Annotated in this window: 19 protein-coding genes and 1 pseudogene; 12 read left to right on the top strand and 8 right to left on the bottom strand. The window is 31.1% G+C overall.

The annotated features are described in order from the left end of the window. Nucleotides 1–184: 184 nt before the first annotated feature. From C4S77_RS13530 to C4S77_RS04760, 5 genes and pseudogenes are all read right to left on the bottom strand, one after another. Nucleotides 185–393: pseudogene (locus tag C4S77_RS13530) on the bottom strand (flavodoxin). A gap of 113 nt (nt 394–506) precedes the next feature. Next, the gene (locus C4S77_RS04775) at nt 507–1,346 is read right to left on the bottom strand and encodes a carboxymuconolactone decarboxylase family protein (RefSeq protein WP_105246463.1); all 840 of its coding nucleotides are present in this window, start codon (nt 1,344–1,346) and stop codon (nt 507–509) included. 152 nt (nt 1,347–1,498) lie between these two features. Next, entirely contained in the window at nt 1,499–2,062 is a 564-nt protein-coding gene (locus C4S77_RS04770) for a sugar O-acetyltransferase (RefSeq protein WP_105246461.1), read from the bottom strand. Next, nucleotides 2,062–3,111: an alpha/beta hydrolase gene (locus C4S77_RS04765; protein WP_105246460.1), complete on the bottom strand. Its 1,050-nt coding sequence runs from the start codon at nt 3,109–3,111 to the stop codon at nt 2,062–2,064. The genes C4S77_RS04770 and C4S77_RS04765 overlap by 1 nt, the downstream gene beginning before the upstream one ends. Nucleotides 3,112–3,115: 4 nt before the next feature. Next, entirely contained in the window at nt 3,116–3,826 is a 711-nt protein-coding gene (locus C4S77_RS04760; protein ID WP_105246458.1) for a dihydrofolate reductase family protein, read from the bottom strand. A 789-nt stretch (nt 3,827–4,615) separates the two neighbouring features. Between C4S77_RS04760 and C4S77_RS04755 the strand changes: the two genes are divergently transcribed. Next, entirely contained in the window at nt 4,616–4,930 is a 315-nt protein-coding gene (locus C4S77_RS04755; RefSeq protein WP_181042820.1) for a CD225/dispanin family protein, read from the top strand. 15 nt (nt 4,931–4,945) lie between these two features. Here C4S77_RS04755 and C4S77_RS04750 read toward each other — a convergent pair whose 3' ends face one another. Together C4S77_RS04750 and C4S77_RS04745 are read right to left on the bottom strand one after the other, a co-directional pair. Further along, nucleotides 4,946–5,353, bottom strand: a complete 408-nt coding sequence (locus tag C4S77_RS04750; protein WP_105246454.1) for a DUF2752 domain-containing protein — start codon at nt 5,351–5,353, stop codon at nt 4,946–4,948. Nucleotides 5,354–5,446: 93 nt separating this feature from the next. Then, the gene (locus C4S77_RS04745; RefSeq protein WP_105246452.1) at nt 5,447–5,800 is read right to left on the bottom strand and encodes a CD225/dispanin family protein; all 354 of its coding nucleotides are present in this window, start codon (nt 5,798–5,800) and stop codon (nt 5,447–5,449) included. Nucleotides 5,801–5,924: 124 nt separating this feature from the next. Between C4S77_RS04745 and C4S77_RS04740 the strand changes: the two genes are divergently transcribed. The 4 genes from C4S77_RS04740 (at nt 5,925) to C4S77_RS04725 (ending at nt 9,242) form a co-directional block, all read left to right on the top strand. Then, nucleotides 5,925–6,854 (top strand): dihydroorotate oxidase, encoded by a 930-nt coding sequence (locus tag C4S77_RS04740; protein WP_181042819.1) that lies wholly within the window; start codon nt 5,925–5,927, stop codon nt 6,852–6,854. Nucleotides 6,855–6,911: 57 nt separating this feature from the next. Continuing rightward, nucleotides 6,912–7,532: a uridine kinase gene (udk, locus tag C4S77_RS04735; RefSeq protein ID WP_105246451.1), complete on the top strand. Its 621-nt coding sequence runs from the start codon at nt 6,912–6,914 to the stop codon at nt 7,530–7,532. A gap of 13 nt (nt 7,533–7,545) precedes the next feature. Next, complete coding sequence (locus tag C4S77_RS04730; protein ID WP_105246449.1) at nt 7,546–7,902, top strand: septum formation initiator family protein; 357 nt, start codon at nt 7,546–7,548, stop codon at nt 7,900–7,902. 245 nt (nt 7,903–8,147) lie between these two features. Continuing rightward, nucleotides 8,148–9,242 carry an AI-2E family transporter gene (locus C4S77_RS04725; RefSeq protein ID WP_105246447.1) on the top strand — a complete coding sequence of 365 codons (1,095 nt, stop codon included), beginning with the start codon at nt 8,148–8,150 and terminating at the stop codon, nt 9,240–9,242. 13 nt (nt 9,243–9,255) lie between these two features. On the opposite strand, the gene C4S77_RS04720 is transcribed toward C4S77_RS04725, so the two are convergent. Further along, on the bottom strand, nt 9,256–10,188 hold the full coding sequence (locus C4S77_RS04720) for a DMT family transporter (protein WP_105246445.1): 933 nt from the start codon (nt 10,186–10,188) through the stop codon (nt 9,256–9,258). 329 nt (nt 10,189–10,517) lie between these two features. Here C4S77_RS04720 and C4S77_RS04715 point away from each other — a divergent pair, with 329 nt between their 5' ends. The 7 genes from C4S77_RS04715 (at nt 10,518) to C4S77_RS13180 (ending at nt 20,784) form a co-directional block, all read left to right on the top strand. Beyond that, nucleotides 10,518–13,274, top strand: coding sequence for a TonB-dependent receptor plug domain-containing protein (locus C4S77_RS04715; RefSeq protein ID WP_181042818.1), 2,757 nt, complete (start codon nt 10,518–10,520; stop codon nt 13,272–13,274). Nucleotides 13,275–13,280: 6 nt separating this feature from the next. Beyond that, nucleotides 13,281–14,540, top strand: a complete 1,260-nt coding sequence (locus C4S77_RS04710; protein WP_105246442.1) for a DUF4876 domain-containing protein — start codon at nt 13,281–13,283, stop codon at nt 14,538–14,540. Between the two features lie 26 nt (nt 14,541–14,566). Further along, nucleotides 14,567–15,757: a DUF4876 domain-containing protein gene (locus tag C4S77_RS04705; protein ID WP_105193092.1), complete on the top strand. Its 1,191-nt coding sequence runs from the start codon at nt 14,567–14,569 to the stop codon at nt 15,755–15,757. A 6-nt stretch (nt 15,758–15,763) separates the two neighbouring features. Continuing rightward, nucleotides 15,764–17,290 carry a DUF6850 family outer membrane beta-barrel protein gene (locus tag C4S77_RS04700; RefSeq protein ID WP_105246440.1) on the top strand — a complete coding sequence of 509 codons (1,527 nt, stop codon included), beginning with the start codon at nt 15,764–15,766 and terminating at the stop codon, nt 17,288–17,290. 13 nt (nt 17,291–17,303) lie between these two features. Next, nucleotides 17,304–18,440, top strand: a complete 1,137-nt coding sequence (locus tag C4S77_RS04695) for a cytochrome-c peroxidase (protein ID WP_105246438.1) — start codon at nt 17,304–17,306, stop codon at nt 18,438–18,440. A gap of 1,123 nt (nt 18,441–19,563) precedes the next feature. Continuing rightward, nucleotides 19,564–20,277, top strand: a complete 714-nt coding sequence (locus tag C4S77_RS13185) for a phage integrase SAM-like domain and Arm DNA-binding domain-containing protein (protein ID WP_221405092.1) — start codon at nt 19,564–19,566, stop codon at nt 20,275–20,277. Between the two features lie 3 nt (nt 20,278–20,280). Beyond that, nucleotides 20,281–20,784, top strand: coding sequence for a site-specific integrase (locus tag C4S77_RS13180; protein ID WP_221405091.1), 504 nt, complete (start codon nt 20,281–20,283; stop codon nt 20,782–20,784). Nucleotides 20,785–20,921: the final 137 nt, after the last annotated feature.

Below are 20,921 nucleotides of genomic sequence, written 5' to 3'. Positions count from 1 at the left end.
AAGGCTGTCAGAATGGTTAAATTCCTCAAATATTGCCTATCTGAACTACGTGATTATTTTCTCGTTTTGAAATCGATAACACTACAGACCAAAATAGAATTTTTCAAAGAATTGAAGCCTAAAGTATTGGGACTGTTGCTGTATTTCAACAAAATACTTCAGACTCTTTGTCCTCATTCTTATTTCAGCTTCGAATGAACGTATACAAAATACCCTTGCCTTCTTTGATAACTGTCATTAGTGAACAGCATCTTCTCAAATTTTCGACTGCTTTGCTAAAACTACTTCTGCCGGAAGTGACGAAAAGAATTACTGTTTTGCCAAAAAATCGTAGCTCTCCATAAAAGTATTGATGATAATCGGAGCAATATACCACCAAACCGGAAATCCGATATTGGAGTTTCGGACTTTATCTCATATATATCGGCATCCATAATCTGCTAGAGCCTTTGTTATACCTGTCGCGGAAAAATAACTTACTAACGTTTTCATCATTTTATTCTTTTTTATTTTCCAAGTTTGTCATATTCTACATCGCTTACAGGTTCGAGCCATTCGTTCGAGGCATTCTCTCCGGGAATTTCAAAAGCAAGGTGTGCAAACCAGCTGTCGGCAGCAGCTCCATGCCAATGTTTGACGTTAGCGGGAATGTGTATCACATCGCCGGGAAGCATCTGCACAGCATCCTTACCGTCTTCCTGATACCAGCCACGCCCTGCTACACATACAAGCATCTGCCCGCCACCTTTAGTTGCATGATGAATATGCCAGTTATTCCGACACTGGGGTTCGAATGTTACATTAAAAAAAGGAATTTGCTCCTTAGAAATAGGAGCCAGATAACTGTTGCCGATAAAGTATTTGGCATAAGCCTTATTGGGCTCTCCTATCGGGAAAATCATCTCTAGCTGAAATGCTGCCTTGCCATTGTCGTCTGCTGTACTATCTTTTGCCCATACATCTTTAGCCATGCGAAACGCTCCCCATGCATTAGGCCATCCGGCATAAAAAGCAATGTGAGTGAGCATTTCGGAAATCTCGGTACGCGTTACCCCGTTTTCTTTTGCAAATTGCAAATGATGGCTTAGTGACGAATCTATAATGCCCTTGCCTATGAGGGTTGCGACGGTAATCATGCTACGGTCACGCGGACTAAGACCCGGACGGTTCCATATTTCTCCGAAGAGAACCTCATCATTCAACTCAGCAAATTTAGGAGCAAACTCTCCTAATTGCATGCGACCGGCAGTTTGTGTAATCTTTTCTTGTGCCATATTATATTGTATATTAGTTATTGAAATAATTATTACTAAAAGTAGCGCTTTCTTTACATTTATCTTTTCCATCAAATTTTCAGATTTAGCTTATTGAAATGAATACTGTTACATCACCATTCCCAGGTGCTGACAACGATTCTTCGCGCGGGATGTCACCGGTCTTACCCAACCGGATAAAACGGACAGGTATTGTAAGCATAGTATAAGAACTTCTTCATGGCTTATTTTGTTTTGATTTTTCGTATTATTTTTGCAGGAACACCTCCGACTATAGTGTTATCCGGGACATCTTTTGTTACTACCGCACCTGCCGCTACAATAGCGTTCTCGCCCACGGTGACACCCGGCAGAACAGTGGCCGAAGCTCCTATCCATGCCCCTTTTTTGATATGTACCGGTTTACTATAGACATACCGCCGCAGTTCAGGGTCTTCGGGGTGGTTTTCTGTAATGATATTGGCTTTGGGGCCGATAAGTACCCTGTCTTCAACCGTAATGCCTCCGCGATCCATAAAGGTGCAGCCCATATTGATAAAGACCTCTTTGCCGATGGTGGTATTCTTTCCCCAATCGGTATAAAAGGGAATGCAGACTGTGGTTGTTTCATCTATTCTGATGCCGAGCAGTTCATTGATTTTCTCCCTAATCAGAGCGTGTCCGAAGGGCAGCTTATTGAGTTCTATTGTTTTTGCAAACACCCAATCTATCTGTTCCTGCACTTTGTGATAATCGGGGTCGTCCAGCCGGATCATCTCGCCCTGATGTAATCTTTCTATTATATCCATTATTTCAGGTTTTCATTAAAAAATGATGCCAGCTTGTCAAACGGAATCATATCCAGACGGTCATACAGGTCTGTATGGTTCGCTCCGGAGATTATCATCAGTTCTTTATTATCACCCGTAAGTTTCTTGTAAGCATCTTCGCCGAAATAACGCGAATGGGCTTTCTCTCCGTGGATAATCAATACCGGGTTACGTATCTCTCCGATATACGCGAGCTGTGGCGTATTGATGAACGAGAGGGAAGAGGTCACGTTCCAGCCATTATTGGAATTCAGAGACCGTTCGTGGTAACCGCGTGGTGTTTTGTAATAGGCATAATAGTCTTTCACGAACTGCGGCGCATCATCGGGCAGCGGATCCACCACGCCCCCCGCAAGGGCATAAGTACCGTTTTTGAAATCCACGGTACGCTGGGCATTGAGTTTTTCGTGAAGTTCATAACGCGCATCGGCATCCATCGCGTCAAAATAACCGTTGGCATTTACCCTGCTCATATTGTACATTGTAGAAGCTACCGTAGCCTTAATACGGGTATCGATGGCGGCGGCATTGAGCGCGAGCCCGCCCCATCCGCAGATGCCGAGTATTCCGATGCGTCCGGGATCAATGCCATCAAAGGTGGAAAGAAAATCGACGGCTGCACTGAAATCCTCGGTATTGATATCAGGCGAAGCCACATAACGGGGTTCGCCGCCGCTCTCGCCTGTATACGAAGGATCGAAGGCCAATACGACAAATCCACGTACGGCGAGTTGGTTGGCGTAGAATCCCGAAGCTTGTTCCTTGACCGCCCCAAAAGGTCCGCTAATGGCTATCGCAGCCGATTTACCGCTCTGATTTTTCGGTATGTAGAGGTCTCCTGTCAATCCGATTCCGAAGCGGTTTTTGAAGTGTACTTTTTGACGGGTTACACGGTCGCTTAATCCGAATGTGTAATGTTCTGTTGTATTCATATCATTTGAATTTTGATTGTTATTTTTCTGTTGCCGATCGCAGGACTGACCCCAAAAAAGGAGCAGTAAAACCGCCATAACGGATAATTTCTTCATCCCTTTATTTTTTTATGCTATATCTTAACCAAACACCATCGCCGGACAGTTGCTCAACCGCCAGCAACGAGAACTCCACAGGTGGTTTTTCGGGCAGGCAGCCGGCACGTCCGAAAAGGGTAACTGTATCCGGAGAACCGTCCGTGACCGGAGCGATAACAAGGCTTAATTCGTCAATCAGGCCTTCATTCAGAAATGAACCGTTTATATTGCCACCCCCGGATAACATCAGGGTTTCGATGCCGAAAAGTTCATGTAGCTTTTCGGAAGCAAGCGCACAATCGAGGTTTTGATCTCCGGCAATGATATAGGATATATTCAACCGCCGAAGAAAATCCTTATAGGCATTCGATGCTTTTACAGTCAGCACTTCGATGACGTGAGCGGTTGGGCGGCCTTCGTATTTGAGATCGCTGGACTCCCATCCGATTCTTCCCGAAGCATCCACCAACACATAATACATCGGAGCGTCTTTTACGGCTACAAAGTCTCCTTCGGGAACGACCGAAGCATTTCGGTCCAGATCCGGTTTATGATAAAAAGTAAAATTCTCATCGGTAGTAACCCGTCCGCAGAGCCATGCTTGCGGATTGTAGAAATTGTTGGTACGTTCGTATTCCATATTTACGCCGTCTACGGCATCTGTTTCCATAAACGAACCTGTGATCTTTCCGTCCACCGCCGTCATCATGTGGCAAATAATCCTCGGTCTCATATTCTCTAATTTTATTTATACATCTCTCTATAATGCAAAGAAAATGCAAAAACCATAAAGTAATTTTGTCTTACAGCTCAATTTTATTTGCTGAAAAGTTCTTATACAAAAAGGCTTCATATTTGATGCAATCTTATCTTATATGCCTAAGTACCTATGCTTTATTTGATTGTCAGTTCAAGCACTTTACCACTCCATTCGGTTTGCTGAAAAGCATTTATTCCTGCTTTCATCAAACAATTGCCGAATATATCGGATTTTTTGAATTATAATGTAGGTATCTTATCATAAAAGAGTCAGAATAAATTCCGGAGAAGTGAATGTTCGTTCTGATGAGATAAATGAATTGATAAATAAAGCCGAGGTTATTTTACAAACTCTGAACTCTAAATATTTATTTTAATAAGCATGTGATTTATAATTTAACTGATGTGCAATTAGGATATGATATTTTTAGAAGGTTTGATGAATGAAAAGAATATTGGCAAATTATGGATTTCTCAAACAAAAATAACTACAGTTAGGTGATTTATCTAACTCCAAAAATTGAAGAAAGATAGTTACAAAATTTATTGCATATATTTGTCATAAGAACTATTTGAATCTATGAAAATTAAAGCGTAACAAGGTTTTATGGTTATTTTTAAATCGTTTATGTTTCTTTTTTTACTCTTTCTTATTGATTGATAATCAATTAAATTCTATTTTTCTATATGGTTTACTTTACAAAAGTTAAAAAGATAAGAGATATTTTACTTTAATTAGTATCTTTACATAAATTTCATGATTATGAATCATAGTTCTTTTAATTCTGATAATTTTCAATTGAAAAGAATTCCATATCTAAAAATCATTTTGTGTTGCTTATTATGTCTTCCAATAGGAATCTTATCTATTATTTTATATGCCAAGTCCAAAATTTATTGGAAAAAAAATAAATATGAAAAAGCCTTAGAATTAAGTGATAAAGCTAAAGAATGGGCTATTAATGGTATATTGATAAGTTTTGTTTTATTTTTCACTTATATTATACTTTCTTCTATAAATGTATTACCTAATTATGAAAAACATTTATTAGAATTAAAAGATATATTTTATAAATAAAATAAATTATAAAAATTATGGAGGTGGGGCTAAATAAATAAATGGTTTATAAGGAATATTTCTTAAAATTGTAAATAATATAACTATAACTAAAACCATAGTCCCTAAATCATTTGAAAACATAAATTTAGGTATATGATTATTTTCTTTTAAAATATATACTTTTATTACTACATAAAGAAGATATATAAAAAAAGGAAAGAAAATAATTAAAAAATTATATCGTAATGCCTGTAAAAATTCTCCATGTAATAGAAGGTGTAAAGCTCTTTGTCCCCCACACCCTGAACAGTTATAACCTGTAACAATTTTAAATGTACAGGGAACACCCGAATGTGTATGTACTGGATCAGTAGAATAATAAAAGATTAGAACAATAGAACTTACCATAATTAGAAAGCTCCATACCCATATCCTTTTCATATTTCTTTTTTTACTTTAATAAATAAAAGCTGGGATATATTATAAATATACTCCCAACTTTTATACATTTTTGATTAAACTTTTAAAAATTAATTATCTAAATTGTTTAAAATAATTTTTATAGTACCCTATTCCGTAAATAGATAAGATAACTAGCTGAATTATTATATATACAACCACTAAACCTAAGGATATAAAGGAAAAAATTTTTACATTTTTTGCAGCCTGCAAAGCTCCATCATAATCTTGAGCATTGTATTTTGTTCTTACCTGAGAGGAATATACAATAGCAATAATCCCTAATATTAAACCAATCCAACAAGGAGAACAACAACCCAAAATTGTTGAAATTATCGCTAATGGAAGATTATTACTTGGCATAGATGGCGTTACTGTAAAATGATCTTCTGACGATTGAGATGGTTGCTCAAAATTTTGATTTTCCATATAATTTAATTTTTGGCAAATATAACTTTTTCATTTATTTTATTTTATACAAAAATTAATAATTTAACTCCTGGTAACTTAATTTTATAATTTAAAATTTTAGATATTTGTAAAAATTTAATCCATGATATCCGTAGAGACTAAAATATCTAATAAAATTTTTGACAATTGTTTAATGAATGCTTCCGGTGCTAAGTGTATGACTTTTGAGGATCTTTCAAAACTTAAAAATTCAGAATCCGGAACCTGGATAACAAAAAGTTGTACAATCTCTTCTAGAGAGGGTAACCCCTCTCCTCGTTATGTAGATTTAAAACTAGGTAGCATTAACTCTATGGGGTTACCTAATTTAGGGTTTCAATTTTACTTAGACTATGTCTTAGATGAACATAAATTGGGAAATGACCATTTATTTTTCTCTATTGCAGGATTATCTTTGGAAGAGAATATGGAAATGCTTAATAAGATTAACAGTTCTGATTTTCAGGGTTGGGTTGAGCTAAATTTATCTTGTCCCAATATTCAGGGAAAACCTCAAACGGGTTATGATTTTGAACGAACAGAAGAAGTTTTAGATAAAATATTTTCATTTTATTCTAAACCTTTAGGTGTAAAACTTCCTCCTTATTTTGATATTGCCCATTTTGAAATAGTAGCTGATATACTCAATCAATATCCACTACAATTTGTAACTTGTATTAACAGTATTGGAAATGCATTATATATTGAAGATGAATCTGTAGTGATTAAACCAAAAAATGGTTTTGGGGGAATTGGAGGCGCATATATAAAACCTACTGCTTTAGCCAATGTTAGAATGTTCTATAAATTATTACGAAATGATATTTCTATTATTGGATGTGGGGGGGTTGAAACAGGTAAAGATGTTTTTGAACACCTCTTATGTGGGGCTTCTATGGTACAAATTGGAACACAGCTCATGAAAGAAGACATTTCTGTATTTTCAAGACTTTTAACTGAACTAAAAACAATCATGAAAGCCAAAAATTATAAATCTTTAAATGATTTTAAAGGAAAATTGAAAGAACTGTAACATTATTTTTTAATATTCCATTTATAATTGTAAATTTATCATAAAATATATTTTTTAATGTTAACTATAGGTATTGCAGGGGGAACAGGATCCGGAAAGACAACAGTAGTAAATAATATTTTAAAACAACTAGACTCAAATCAAGTCAATGTCTTAACACAGGATAATTATTATCATTATAATCCTAATTTATCTTTCGATGAAAGAGTCAAACTTAATTATGATCACCCAAGATCTATTGATTTTGACTTATTACTTAAACACGTACAACAATTAAAATCAGGACTACCGATAAATGAACCTCTTTATTCTTTTATTACACATTCCAGAACAGAAGATGTAACGATGATTCAACCTAAGGAAATTTTAATCGTTGAAGGTATTTTAGTTTTGGCTGATACTGAACTGAGAAAAGAATTTGATGTAAAAGTTTTTGTTAATGCTGATTCTGATGAAAGACTCATCCGAAGAATACGAAGAGATATTCAGGAAAGAGGTAGAGATTTAGAAGAAGTAATTGAACGATATCAAACTACGTTAAAACCTATGCATGAAGAATTTATACAACCTTCTATGGCCTTTGCTGATATTATAATTCCAACAATGAAAAAAAATACTGTAGCTATTGATGTTTTAAGTTCTGTAATTAAAAATACTTTAAAAGTAACTCATAATTAATCATTAACCCACGATGTCACAGATTAATAAATCTACGAAAAAAATTACAATACTGGGTAAAAACTGGTATTCCAGTATGTATTTTATTCTTTCCGTGATCTTTATTATCTGGATGTTATTTTTTGATACTAACTCTTACCTTACGCATAAAGAATTAAATAGTGAAATATCAAAATTGGAACATGAGAAAGAATATTATAAAAATAAATTAGACTCTGAAAATATACAATACAAAAATCTAAAATACAATAAAGAAGCGCGAGAAAAATATGCCCGTGAAAATTATTTTTTTAAAAAAAATAATGAAAATATTTTTATTATTATTAACTATGAGGATACCATAACCCCAAAAACCAAACCTAAAAAATAAGTTTAGGTATGTATTATAAATCGAACCTTTTCTGATTTTTCCCAGAAAGAAAAGATAAAAAACAAAAGTAGATTAAAAGTCAAAAAAATAAATCATCAAGTTTAAATCATAAAATAACATAAAACAAATCTATAATTATATTAGACTTAATGGAATTATTAAAAAATGATTAAACTACTTTTAATAAAATAAAAACAAAACTTAAAAATTACTAGTGAAAACTTAAAAAGTTTTATTCAAATATAATGAATTACAAAGAATTAAGTAAGGGTATTATTAGTGCTGTAACTGTTATAGCTTTGACGGTCTTGTTGGTTTTTCTTTTATGGAAAATACGTTTTATTCTAGGTTATTTATTTATTGCCTTTGCTCTTTCTCTTATGGGCAGACCTATTATGAATTTTTTAAATGGAAAAATTAGAATTTCTAAAACTATTTCTGCTTTTATTACTATATTATTAATGTTCAGCATATTTTTTGCTTTTCTTTCTTTAATTATCCCTTTAGCTATTGAGCAAGCAGGTAATCTATCTTTACTTGATACTAATAAACTGCAGGCATCTATCACTGAACAAATTAAAATTATTGATGAGTCATTAAAAAACAAACATATCTATTTATTTGATGGAAATTATGCTAAATTGCTAACTCCGAAATATAAATTCAAAATTCATCAGGACACAATTCAAATTGGTTTTTCCATATTATCCAAAATAGGTATTTCTATATTTTCTATAGTTTTCATAACATTTTTCTTTCTTAGAGAAAAAGATTTATTCAACAAAATCATTGTTGGTGCCGCTCCGACTAAAGATATAAAAAAAGTAATTTTAGCCCTTTCTAATATAAAAAATTTACTTACCCGATATTTTTTGGGTATTTGTTTACAAATTTTTGCCATGTTTATTTTATACTTAATAATATTAGGAAGTTTCCGCATAGAAAATATGATTATTATAGCTATATTTTGTGCATTTTTTAATCTAATTCCTTATTTAGGTCCTTTAGTAGGTTTTTTTATTATAAACATATTAAGTATGAGCAGTATGTTTACTTTAGGTATGGATCTTAATTCTCAAATATTTCCTAATATTATATGGATCAGTATTTTATATTTAATAGCTCAATTAATTGATAATGCTGTTTTTCAACCACTCATTTATGCAAAGAGTGTAAAATCACATCCATTAGAAATATTTTTAGTTATGTTAATATTCGGGGTTTTATTTGGTGCTATTGGAGTGATTTTTGCCATTCCGGGATATACAGTACTCAGAGTTATTCTAAAAAGTTTTTTCAACCGATTTAGGATTGTTCAAGCAATAACAAAAAACATATAAAAATTTTTTACCTTTATTTATTCCGGATAATTTTTCTATTATTCAGATTAAGATAAATAATAGATCCTAAGAGCAAAACAACTGCAAAAATCTGTAAAGATGATAGATAATACTTATTAACAAAGGTATCTATTAGAACAACCGTAAAAGGATAAGTCAGTTCAAATATAGAGGTTAATAATGCAGGGGTATTTTTTAAACCGACATAATAAACAAAAACTTCTGTCAATCCCCAAAACGAACAAAAAACAGCAAATAATAATAAAGATCGATTATCCAAAAAATAATTGATATCACTAATTAAATTACCGGATAAAATTACTAAAACCCCTACAATGATTGTTGTAAAGAAAAAACGATAAAAAGTACTAGTAAAAAAATCGTATTTATGTAAAATTTTTTTACCAAATACCAAAGAACTTCCATAAGAAAATGCAGCAAGTAATGAATAACAAATAGCTTGGATATTATTACTTTCCAGCATCATGGGACTTTGAAATCCAAAAGCTAATAGGTAACTGGCTACCAAAGCCACCAAAGCAACTATAAAAAATTTGAGATTGGGCTTTTCTTTTAATATTATAATAGACATAGCTATAGCAAAAACAGGCTGCAATTTCTGCAATAATATAACTATACTCACTTTACTAAAGCCACTAAGTTGTAATGCTTTTACTATTGATAAAGTGCCTATAGTTCCTCCGAATAAAGCAATCAAAAATAAATATACATAATCATTCCAAGAAAATATTTTTAACATTTTATATTTTCTAAAACAAAAAACGGACAGAAATAAGGTAGGTATAAGATGAGCTACGAATACAATAAATTTAACATTATAAAAATGAAATATTTTGTAATACAAACCAATTAATATTCCTCCATCTATACCAAGCATTACAGAAGCTAGGATTATGAAAAAGGAACCTAAATATTTTTTATCCACTCCTATTTATTATAATTAAAATGAGTGCAAAATTACTCTAAAATATCAAAAAATAGAACAGAATAATTTCATAAAATTTATCTCAAATAATAAAAATTAAATTATAAAGTACTAATAGTAATGTATAGTATTTTAATAAAAAGAAATACAAATAAATATTATTATAATAATTATATTTTATATTATATATATGTTCTTTAGAAAAGGAATTTCAATTATTCATAATTTATTCATTTTTTTTGATTTTTTTTTAATAATACCTCATTTTAGAATACAAAATTTATATATTTGCTAATACTTATTTAGACTAATTAAAAGTAATGAGTTGTTTGAAATATATTTTTTTACTAATTTTTTTTCCTGGATTTATTTTCTGTCAGGAAATTAAAATAGAATTAAAACTAATAATAAAAGATGAAGAAAACAATTTGATCAATAATGCTAAAATTATTATCCAAGGTAAAGAAAATAAAACTATAACCTTTTATACCGATGAAAAAGGAAAAGCTGACATTCAAATTATTAAAGGTAAATATACATTATTCATATCTCATTCCAGATATGCTCCCTACAGCTCAGAGATTCAACTAAACGGAAATTTAACTCAAGAAATAAAATTAAAAACAAAAGAAAATGAATTAGAAACTATTATCGTAACAGCAAAAGAGTCAAAAGGTATCACTACAAAATCAATTATAGACAAAAAAGCTTTAGAACTTTTGCAACCTTCCAGTTTTACGGATGTATTGGAATTATTGCCCGGAGGATTAGCAATGGATCCTGTATTTACTTCTGTAAATCCTATTCAACTCAGACAAGCAGGATCTGTTTCCGGATATAATACAAATTCTTTGGGTACGCTTTTTATGATTGATGGCATTCCTATCAATACAAATGCTGACCTTCAATATTCTCCCGATCCTTTGAACCAAGCCATTACAAACGGACAGAAATTTTCCAATCAAAGAAAAAAAACTACTTCTATCGGAATCGATATGAGAACGATTTCTACAGATGACATAGAAAAAGTTGAAATTATACGTGGAATTCCTTCTGTAGAATATGGAGATTTAACCTCAGGTGTTGTGAATATAACAAGAAAAAAAGGAGGAAATAAGTGGGAAGGAAGATTTAAGGCTGATGGTTATAGTAAACTATATTATATAGCGAAGGGATTTGAAATTCCTAAATATCAATGGAACATAAATGCAAGTATGGATGTACTTGATGCTAAATCAGAGCCTAGAAATACCTATGATACTTATAAAAGATATACAGCCTCACTCCGAAGCCAAAAAATATTCTCATTAACTTCTTCTCAACTAGTATGGGATCTTAATTTAGACTTTACTGGCTCTATAGATGACGAAAAATTTGATCCTGATACCGGTTATGATAAAATAGATCGATACAAATCCACTTATTATAAATATGGAATATCTAATAATTTTGAACTCTTATTGAAAAAAAAATGGATTAAAGATATTCAGTTAAGTACCTCTATTAGAGAAGAAGTTGACAAAATTGAGCAAATAAAGTTTATACAGCTACCAGCTGTGGCTCCCCTACCCATATCTATGGACGAAGGTGCCTTTGACGGAATTTATCTAGATAAGAACTATGCATCTAATCTATATGTAGAAGGAAAACCCTTAGATGTATTTCTTAAACTAATATCAAATATGTATGCCAAAACTTTAGGTTTTAAACATAGCATATTAATTGGAAGTGATTGGACCTATTCTAAAAATAACGGTAAAGGTCAAATCTATAATCGTTTACAACCCCCTAATCTAAATATGGGTTCTTTCCCAAGAAGATATAAAGATATTCCGTCTATGTCTAAACTATCCTTATATGCAGAAGATAAAATAGGCTTCAATATTAATAAAAATCATTTTATTTTGAGTTTAGGATTACGATCTTTTAAAATGACTAATATGGATCATTCTTATAAACTAGCCAAAAGCTTTTTTTGGGAACCCAGAGCTAATTTCCAATGGTCTATGCCTCAAATGTTTATTCATAATAAAGCCTTTACTATGGATATAACATTAGGATATGGAGAACACAAAAAAGTGCCTACTCTAGAGTTATTATATCCAGATCTTCATTACATAAACTATACACAATTAAATTATTTTCATAACAATCCGGAGTATAGAAAATTAAACTTTCAAACTTATATTATTAATAAAGAAAACAAAGACTTAACGGTAGCTAATAATAATAAAAAAGAAATAAGATTTGATTTTAGTTATGATAACAACAACTTATCAGTAACAATATTCCGTGAAAAAATGACTTCCGGTTTCCGATCCATGACTTATTATAAACATTTTATTTATAAGAAATATATTACTGATAATATTGACCATATAAATATTACTGCTCCTCCTGATCTTACTAATCTATCTTATGAAATAAAAAATGATTTTGCTACTTATACGAAAACAGAAAATGGAAGTACCACTGATAAAAAAGGAGTAGAATTCCAATATTCTTCTAAAAGATTTTCTATAATCAATACACGTTTCACCTTTAGTGGTGCTTGGTTTAACACTATTTACCGTAATAGTGTTCCCATGTATAAATCTTCAGATGTTATATTGAATAATGAAAAAATTCCTTTCGTAGGCCTATACAAAGATGATGACGGATATGAGTTGGAAACTTTTTCCACTAGTTTTATGGCAGACACTTACATTCCTATATTAAAAATGAACTTTTTAGCATCTGTACAATGTTCATGGTATAATTTAACTGAATACATGAAAAAAGATCGATCTCCACTGTATTATATGGGATATGATGAGGTTTTACATCCTTATACGGAAGCTGACAAAAATGACACCTATCTGAAATGGTTATACAGAGATAACAATAATTTAGATTCTCGCAGAGTACCTCTTTCACTTAATATAAACCTAAAATTTTCAAAAAAAATGTATCATGAAAAAATAACCGTTTCCATGTTTGTTAATAAACTATATAACTATAATAAAAAATATGAAATATACGGAATTGTACAAAGAAGATCTTCCTATTCTCCTTATTTTGGAATGGAAATTAATTTTAAACTATAATAAAATATGAAAAAATTCAAATATGGAAAAGAAATATTTGCTTTATTCTTAAGCATGCTTTTCTTGTTATACAACTGTTCCAATGATGACAGTTATACAGAAACAGAACAAAACAATTTTACAACCCATCTTTTATATCCTGAAGGTATAAAAGATGATGCTAAAGGAAACTTTACCCTCTTATTAAAAGAGAAAAACTCGGGAACTGAATACAAATTTGAAAATGAAACTGAAAAAAGCCTAACTAAAAAGATTGTTTCCGGAAATTATCAAATAAATATAGAAGGATATGTTGTAGTTGAAAATGACACTTTAAATGTTTATGGTCTAATAGAAAACATCCAAATAAACACTACAAACAATAACCTGACTATACCTCTTTATCTTAAAAATATCAACAAAGATGGAGATTTTGTTATTCAGGAAGTTTTTTTTACAGGAACAATATACCCTACCGGTAAAAAATACGACTCAGGAAAATATTTTAAAATCTATAATAACAGTAACCGAACCTTATATGCTGATGGTTTATTAATTTGCCTATCAGAATTTAACCCCTGGACTAAACGTGATGTAACCCCCAATATTTTTAGCAGTTCCTTTCCTGTTTCAGCCATACTAATGCTACCCGGAAAAGGAAAAGACTATCCGGTAGAACCAGGAAAATCCATAGTTGTTTGTGACAATGCCATAAATCATAAAACTACAAATCCTAATGCCTATAATCTCACTCCTGCTGCTGTTATTGGAAAAGCAGGTACTCAATATCTTTTTGAGTTTCCTAATACAGATAATCCAAAATTAGGAGAAGTAGATAATCCGGAAGTTCCCAATGCAAAAGTTATTTTCACCACCATGAAACTTAATACAGTTTATTTGCATAATAGAGGGGCAGAAACCTATGCCATAGCCAGGTTGGGAGAAAACATTTCCCTAAATGAATATCTGAATCAATACAAATATGATTATTCTTATTTAAATGAAGCAGGGAATATATTTAAAAGGTCAGTATATAAAATACCTAATGAATGGATTGCAGATGCGGCAAATGTAAGTACTCCGGGAAAACATAACTGGCTGGTTATTTCTCCCTCTATAGACAGAGGTTGGACCTATTGCTCTTTAAATGATAAAGATATTACAAGATTTGATACATGTATAAAAAGAAAATTTAAAGAAAAAAATGCTAATGGAATAGATATTTTACAAGATACAAATAATTCAACTGAAGATTTTATTCCCAGAGCTAAACTTTTTCTAGAATAATAATATAACATTAAATAAATAAATCTATGAAATTAATTAACAAAATACTATTTAATATAGTAATTATTTTACTTTTTTTTTCCTGTTCTTCAGATGATGATATGGATATTTCTTCAAATAGCAAAACAAAAGTAGAATTAAGACTATCTTATCCTCAAGAAATAGATATTTCATCTCCTGTAAATTTTATTGTCTCATTTAAAGAAATAAATTCAGGAATAGAAACCCAAGTAGAAAGTAAATCTCCAATTTTAAATATCGATCTCATCAGCGGAAATTATAAAATATCCGTTGAAGGAGTTATTGACAATGATAAAGCCCCAATTAAACTAACCGGCATATTAGAATCCATATCTATTACAGGAGAAAATCAAATAATAGAACTTTCTGTACATCAATCCATAACCCAAAAAGGAGATTTAATATTTGAAGAAATTTATTATACGGGTAGTAAAAACTCGCTAACAGGAATCCCATACTTTGGCGACCGATACTTTAAGCTATACAACAATTCGGATTATGTAGTATATGCTGACGGATTACTTTTAGCTGAATCAGAATTTACAACTAATGATAAAAATGACTATTCTCCTAATATTATGGAACAAAAATTTGCGGCCGGAGGCATAATTATTTTACCTGGTAAAGGGAAAGATTATCCTATTCCACCAAGATCTTCCATAGTAATAGCAGAAAGTGCTAATAATCATAATGCAATAGATAAAAATTATATCAATTTAAGTTCTGCAAATTTTGAAATGTATAGTCCTTATGATGATGAAAGTGTAGACAATCCACAAGTACCTAACACTTCGGAATTGTTTAATTCTGTATCTATTGATAAAAAAGGAGTTAGGAGCTACGTGATTGCTCGTCTACCGGAAAATATGTCCAAAGAAACTTTTCTTGCAGAAAATAGTTACCATTATACATATAATGAATTTGGTTTTCTTATGGATGGAGATGCTATGGCTATTCCCAATAATTGGATTATAGATGCTGTTAATTTAAGTAATGGTAAAGATCCAGATTGGATTTTAACATCAACTTCTTTAGATAGCGGATGGACAACTTGCAGCCTTCATGAAGGAGATGAATCCAGATACGGAAAGAGTGTAAACAGAATAGTTACTACCCAAATACCTTATAAAATATTACAAGATACCAATAATTCTAAAAAAGATTTTAAATCAGGAAAACCATCATTAAAAAAGTAAACAAATATGACATATAGGAATAAAACATATTTTGTTATTTTATTATTGGTAAGTATATCTTGCTTTGGGCAAGTTATAGATACTTTACAACTTACTTTGACTGATAAATATGACTTCCGGAGCAATTTTTACAGATATCAAATAGAAAAAAATCCGGCCAATATGTTTTATTACAGAAATTTTTCTTTCTCAGAGATATTTAGCGAATATCATATTCAAAATTCAAATAAATATTATGAGGTTAATAAAGGAAAAGGTTTAGAAGGCATAAAAGTAGAAGTAGAATCATACCAAATACTATCTCCCCAAAAACACATAGTTTGGGGAAAAGCCTTTTATTCGAAAAATGTTATAAAAAAAGTAGTTTTAAATGAAAATTCCGACCTAGAAAATATATATCCCTATATATCAGCAGATAGCATTGGAGGAAATTTAAATAACGAAACTTATTTTTTTGAAGGTGGTTATTCTTATAAATCCGGAAAAAATATACTAGGTATTTTCGGACGTTACAAAGCTCAACAAGAATATAGAGATATAGATCCCAGACCCAAGAATCTGGTGTCAGATTTAGATATTGATTTGGGGTACAGTAGAAATATCTTACCTCAATATACTATTTCGGCTAATATGGGATTTAAAAATTATACTCAAAGCAATGATGTTAAATTTGCCAGTCTTGTAGGTAAACCTGTACTTTACCAGATGTTAGGACTGGGCAACTATAGTTATCTCTTTACAGGAAAAGTTTTTAATACTAGTTTTAGTGGTAATACTTACAGAGGTGGAATTCAATTTTTTAATTCCGAAAAAAAGAATTTTTTCTTTTCTGCAAATATTGAAAGATTCAACAATAAAAAAGTAGAAGAAAACACCAATAGTAAACTAACACTTTCTAAGATTAAAGAAAATCTTTATTATATTTCCTTAATAAAATTATTTGACCCAAGTATTAATTATACCTTAGGGATTAGTATAAACGGCACTTATAAAGAAAGAACCGGTACAGAATTTTATTACATAGATTTAGGTTCGCACATGGATTGTATAGATAAAAAACAACAATATTCCCATAAAAAAAGCGACCTAAATCTATCTTTTTTATATTCAAGAAAAATTGTTAACGGCTCCTACTCTATCAGCCCCTTCACTAATTTAATAAATGAAAAAGAAAAATATGTTTACCCCTATTCTTATCAAGAATTTTCCGACATATCTTGGGGTATAAACCTGGGACTAAATAAATCTTTTACTTCGGGAACTCATTTTTTTATTTCATCCGCTGTAAGCTGGAAAGAATCTTTAAGTTCCGAAAATAAATTAAAAATGACAGGAATCCATGATAGTTTTCAAAAACAGCTCAAAGATGATTTTGAATTTAAATCTTCAAATTATTTCAAAACAAACTTACAAGTAAAAGTATATTTCAAAATTTCTAATCTAAACTTGTTTGTAGACCAATCCTTACAATATACATTCTATCACCAAAAGCCTAATTATTCACAATCAATAAGTTTAGGATTAGTTTTTTAAATGTAAAACAGACATGAAAAACCTAAAGAGCATATTCTTAAAAATATTTTTATTAATAGTTATCCTTTTCTGCTTTTATAATTATAAAAGTCATACAGTTGATATAAAAGAAATTATAGAAAGCTATAAACAACCTTTGGAAAAGTGGCCTTCTCCTTTTATAGATAAAGGTATTCCATGGAAAGAATTTGAACCGCTTGAAATAGACACACTTTTCTATGAAACTCAGGAACTACCGGAAGTTATTTTAGGTAAAATGCTATTTTTTGATCCTAAACTTTCTTCCTCCAATCAAATTTCTTGTAGCAGTTGCCATGATCCGGAATTAGGATGGACAGACCACCGTAGTGTTTCTTTAGGGCACGACCATCAATTGGGAAGAAGAAATGCACCTTCTCTATACAATTCTGCTTTCAAAGATAAAATGTTTTGGGATGGTAGAGCTTCTAGCCTGGAGGAACAAATAGCGGGTCCTTTGGAAGCTCATAATGAGATGAGCTTTAATAAAGACCTAGTGGTAAAAAAACTTTCTAAAATAAAAGGGTATAAAAGTCTTTTTAAAAATGCTTACGGAAATGAAAAAATAACTTATGAACGTATTACCAAAGCCATAGCAGCTTTTGAAAGAACTATAAAAAGTCAGCCCGGCAGGTTTGATAAGTTTATAAAAGGTAATTATTCTACACTTACAGATAAAGAAATATATGGTATGCATATATTCAGGACTAAAGCAAGATGCATGAACTGCCATTATGGTAAATATTTTACTGATGAAAAATTTCACAACATTGGTCTTACTTATTATAAAAGAGAATTTGAGGATTTAGGGTTATATGAAACCACAAAAGATCCTAAGGATGTTGGTAAATTTAAAACCCCGTCTTTGAGAGATTTACTACTTACTCGGCCCTGGATGCACAATGGCTTTATGGATAATTTAACAGGCATCATTAATTTATATAATAATACTCTATTAATAAATAATCCTACTAAAGAACAAAAACTTAAAGATCCTATGTATCCGGTAATTGACTCTCTTATAATTCCTCTAAATTTAAACCAGGACGAAATTGAAGCTTTAGAATCCTTTTTAGAAGTCCTCTCTTCAAGTAGATATAAAATGCAAAGACCGGATTTTCCTAAAAAATAAATAAGTATTAATAATTAAATTAAAACCAAGATTATGTTTTTAATATATTTTGTATTCCTTTTCTACGAAAAACGAAAAGTTACATAATTTTTAATTTATATACACTAAGTATAAAATTGATTAATTTTTTAGGTGACAAATACACAATATCAATTTCGATTTCTGGTAAGTATGTAAAAATTAAACCAATGTGTTCGATAAAAAACTTTTGAAAGAACAATAGATTTTTTTATTGTTATTGTATCCTTTTCAAGATTTTTTTCAAAGTATATATAGATAAAATAAATTAAAATATATATAATATAACAATAATGTATTTTACATTTAAATAATATAAATATTATGTTAAAAAAAGATATAGATATTATTTATATTCGATTTAATACACATTTAAGATCAAATTTATTTAATTATATTTCAAAAAATAAATAAAATAGAAAATGAATCTTTCTATATGAAAATAAAAATAATTACATTTGATGGGTTTTTAAGGAAATATATTGAAAATAAGAAGTGCCTTATTTAGTTAAAATTGCATGATTTTAAACAATTAGATATTCACAGCCTTACTAAAAAATTTTTAAAATATGTGTTCTCATCTTTATGTATTCTGGTCTTTAGCGATAATTACTAAATATGGATGCAACTCGCTTCCTTTTTATTTAATAACAGCTTCTTTGGTTGCAAGAAGAATATAAATGTAAAAATATGAGCCAAATTGGTTTTATTGTTGGTATCGTTATTGTGATTGCGATATATATGGTATATCGTAAAAAAAATAAGCAAGATGAGGAGAAATAACATTACCAAATTTCTAGAAAGAGGAACGCCCACAAAACGGTAAAGCCCTAAAAAGACAGGAAAAGCCAATTAAAGACATAAAGTCTGTTAGTCAGTAAATTAACAGACTTTTTTCTTTTTCGCCGAAGCCAATAAAAGTCATCGAAAGACAGTAGTTGAGTGAAAAATAAGTGAACAAAAATTTCAACTTCGTTTTGTTCACTTTCTGTCAAATTACTCACTGGTAATAAATGACTTACAATGACCTAACTTGGCTTTATTCGGGGTGCTGAATCTTTAAGCGATAGTCAATAATTTTGTCGAATCGTGAAAATTTTGAGTTATGAACAGTACCTATCGAATCCTCTTTTTGACAAGAAAAAGAGTAAACAGCAACGGATTAGCCTCTATTAGTGTCCGAATTTCTATCAGTGGAGACAAAGCAGAGTTCAGTTCCCTGCAATTTGTAAAGCCTGAAATGTGGAGCCAAACAGGCAGGGCAATCAGACGAACAAAAGAAGCTCAGCAAATCAATGATGCTTTAGATAAAATAAAGATAGCCTTAGACAAGCATTATAAAGCTATTCTTGAAAAAGACGGTTATGTTACCGCTGACAAACTTCGTGACACCTATTTAGGTAAAGAAATTCGGAAAAATACAGTTCTTTCTCTGTATGACATCAAAGTAGAACAAAAACGAAGCCTTGTCGGTAAAACAATCCGAGATACCACCCTATCTAAATATCTGGCTACACGTAAACGTGTTGCCGATTTTATACTGCATAAATACAAGAAAGATGATTTGCAAATAAGGGATGTAGATTTTCAGTTTATCACCGATTACGAGGTCTATCTGAAATCAGTTTGCGATTGCGGTCATAACTCAACAGTAAAACATTTACGCTATCTAAAACAAATTATAATCAACGCTCTAAAGAATAGGTATATTACTCACGATCCTTTTGATGATATGACTCTTTCGTATAAACCTGTGCATAAACAATTTTTAATTGAGCCTGAAATTAAGAAACTCCTATCTAAGAAATTTGATTGTTAACGATTGGAAGAAGTACGAGATGTTTTTGCTTTTCAGTGCTTCACGGGCATCGCCTACATAGATGTTGTTAATCTGACTACCGATAATATTTACGAAGATGGTTTCGGGCAAAAGTGGTTACGTCTAAGCAGGCAAAAATCGGATGTAGAAGCCAATATCCCATTATTGGAAATTCCTTTGAGCATTATCCGAAAATACAGAAGATTAGGTACTGATAAATTGCTCCCCATGCACACCAATCAAAAGATGAACGAATATTTGAAGGAAATTGCTTCACTGTGTGGCATAAACAAAAGGTTGACAACGCATACAGGGCGACATACATTCTCGACAATTATGCTGACCAAAGGCGTATCAATAGAGAGTGTTTCCAAAATGCTCGGACACACAAACATCACTACAACACAGATTTACGCTAAGATACTGAACGAAAAGATTTATGTTGAAGTAAATAAGGTCAGAAGTGAGTTCGATGCTTTTCAGGAGTATTATAAGCAAGCGAAGTAAGTTTTCTTTTATCTGAACACGAAGATATTTTAAGAGAATAATTCAGCAAGGTCAGGCTCTGACGAGTTTGTGCAAATAATCTTCCTTTTTTCAAAAGAGTATTATTTGATAAAACCTTGCTTTTATTATTCTCTTTT

The sequence above is a fragment of the Apibacter adventoris genome (assembly GCF_002964975.1).
GTDB lineage: Bacteria > Bacteroidota > Bacteroidia > Flavobacteriales > Weeksellaceae > Apibacter > Apibacter adventoris.
The sequence above is the reverse complement of the archived record's forward strand: the minus strand, read 5'-3'. Positions and strand labels throughout refer to the sequence as shown.

Excerpts from the sequence above, each read along its gene's own strand:
- C4S77_RS04775 (WP_105246463.1), bottom strand. The coding sequence starts at position 1,346 with ATGGAAAAGATAAATGTAAAGAAAGCGCTACTTTTAGTAATAATTATT.
- C4S77_RS04770 (WP_105246461.1), bottom strand. The coding sequence starts at position 2,062 with ATGGATATAATAGAAAGATTACATCAGGGCGAGATGATCCGGCTGGAC.
- C4S77_RS04765 (WP_105246460.1), bottom strand. The coding sequence starts at position 3,111 with ATGAAGAAATTATCCGTTATGGCGGTTTTACTGCTCCTTTTTTGGGGT.
- C4S77_RS04760 (WP_105246458.1), bottom strand. The coding sequence starts at position 3,826 with ATGAGACCGAGGATTATTTGCCACATGATGACGGCGGTGGACGGAAAG.
- C4S77_RS04755 (WP_181042820.1), top strand. The coding sequence starts at position 4,616 with ATGAATCATAGTTCTTTTAATTCTGATAATTTTCAATTGAAAAGAATT.
- C4S77_RS04750 (WP_105246454.1), bottom strand. The coding sequence starts at position 5,353 with ATGAAAAGGATATGGGTATGGAGCTTTCTAATTATGGTAAGTTCTATT.
- C4S77_RS04745 (WP_105246452.1), bottom strand. The coding sequence starts at position 5,800 with ATGGAAAATCAAAATTTTGAGCAACCATCTCAATCGTCAGAAGATCAT.
- C4S77_RS04740 (WP_181042819.1), top strand. The coding sequence starts at position 5,925 with ATGATATCCGTAGAGACTAAAATATCTAATAAAATTTTTGACAATTGT.
- udk (WP_105246451.1), top strand. The coding sequence starts at position 6,912 with ATGTTAACTATAGGTATTGCAGGGGGAACAGGATCCGGAAAGACAACA.
- C4S77_RS04730 (WP_105246449.1), top strand. The coding sequence starts at position 7,546 with ATGTCACAGATTAATAAATCTACGAAAAAAATTACAATACTGGGTAAA.
- C4S77_RS04725 (WP_105246447.1), top strand. The coding sequence starts at position 8,148 with ATGAATTACAAAGAATTAAGTAAGGGTATTATTAGTGCTGTAACTGTT.
- C4S77_RS04710 (WP_105246442.1), top strand. The coding sequence starts at position 13,281 with ATGAAAAAATTCAAATATGGAAAAGAAATATTTGCTTTATTCTTAAGC.
- C4S77_RS04705 (WP_105193092.1), top strand. The coding sequence starts at position 14,567 with ATGAAATTAATTAACAAAATACTATTTAATATAGTAATTATTTTACTT.
- C4S77_RS04700 (WP_105246440.1), top strand. The coding sequence starts at position 15,764 with ATGACATATAGGAATAAAACATATTTTGTTATTTTATTATTGGTAAGT.
- C4S77_RS04695 (WP_105246438.1), top strand. The coding sequence starts at position 17,304 with ATGAAAAACCTAAAGAGCATATTCTTAAAAATATTTTTATTAATAGTT.
- C4S77_RS13185 (WP_221405092.1), top strand. The coding sequence starts at position 19,564 with ATGAACAGTACCTATCGAATCCTCTTTTTGACAAGAAAAAGAGTAAAC.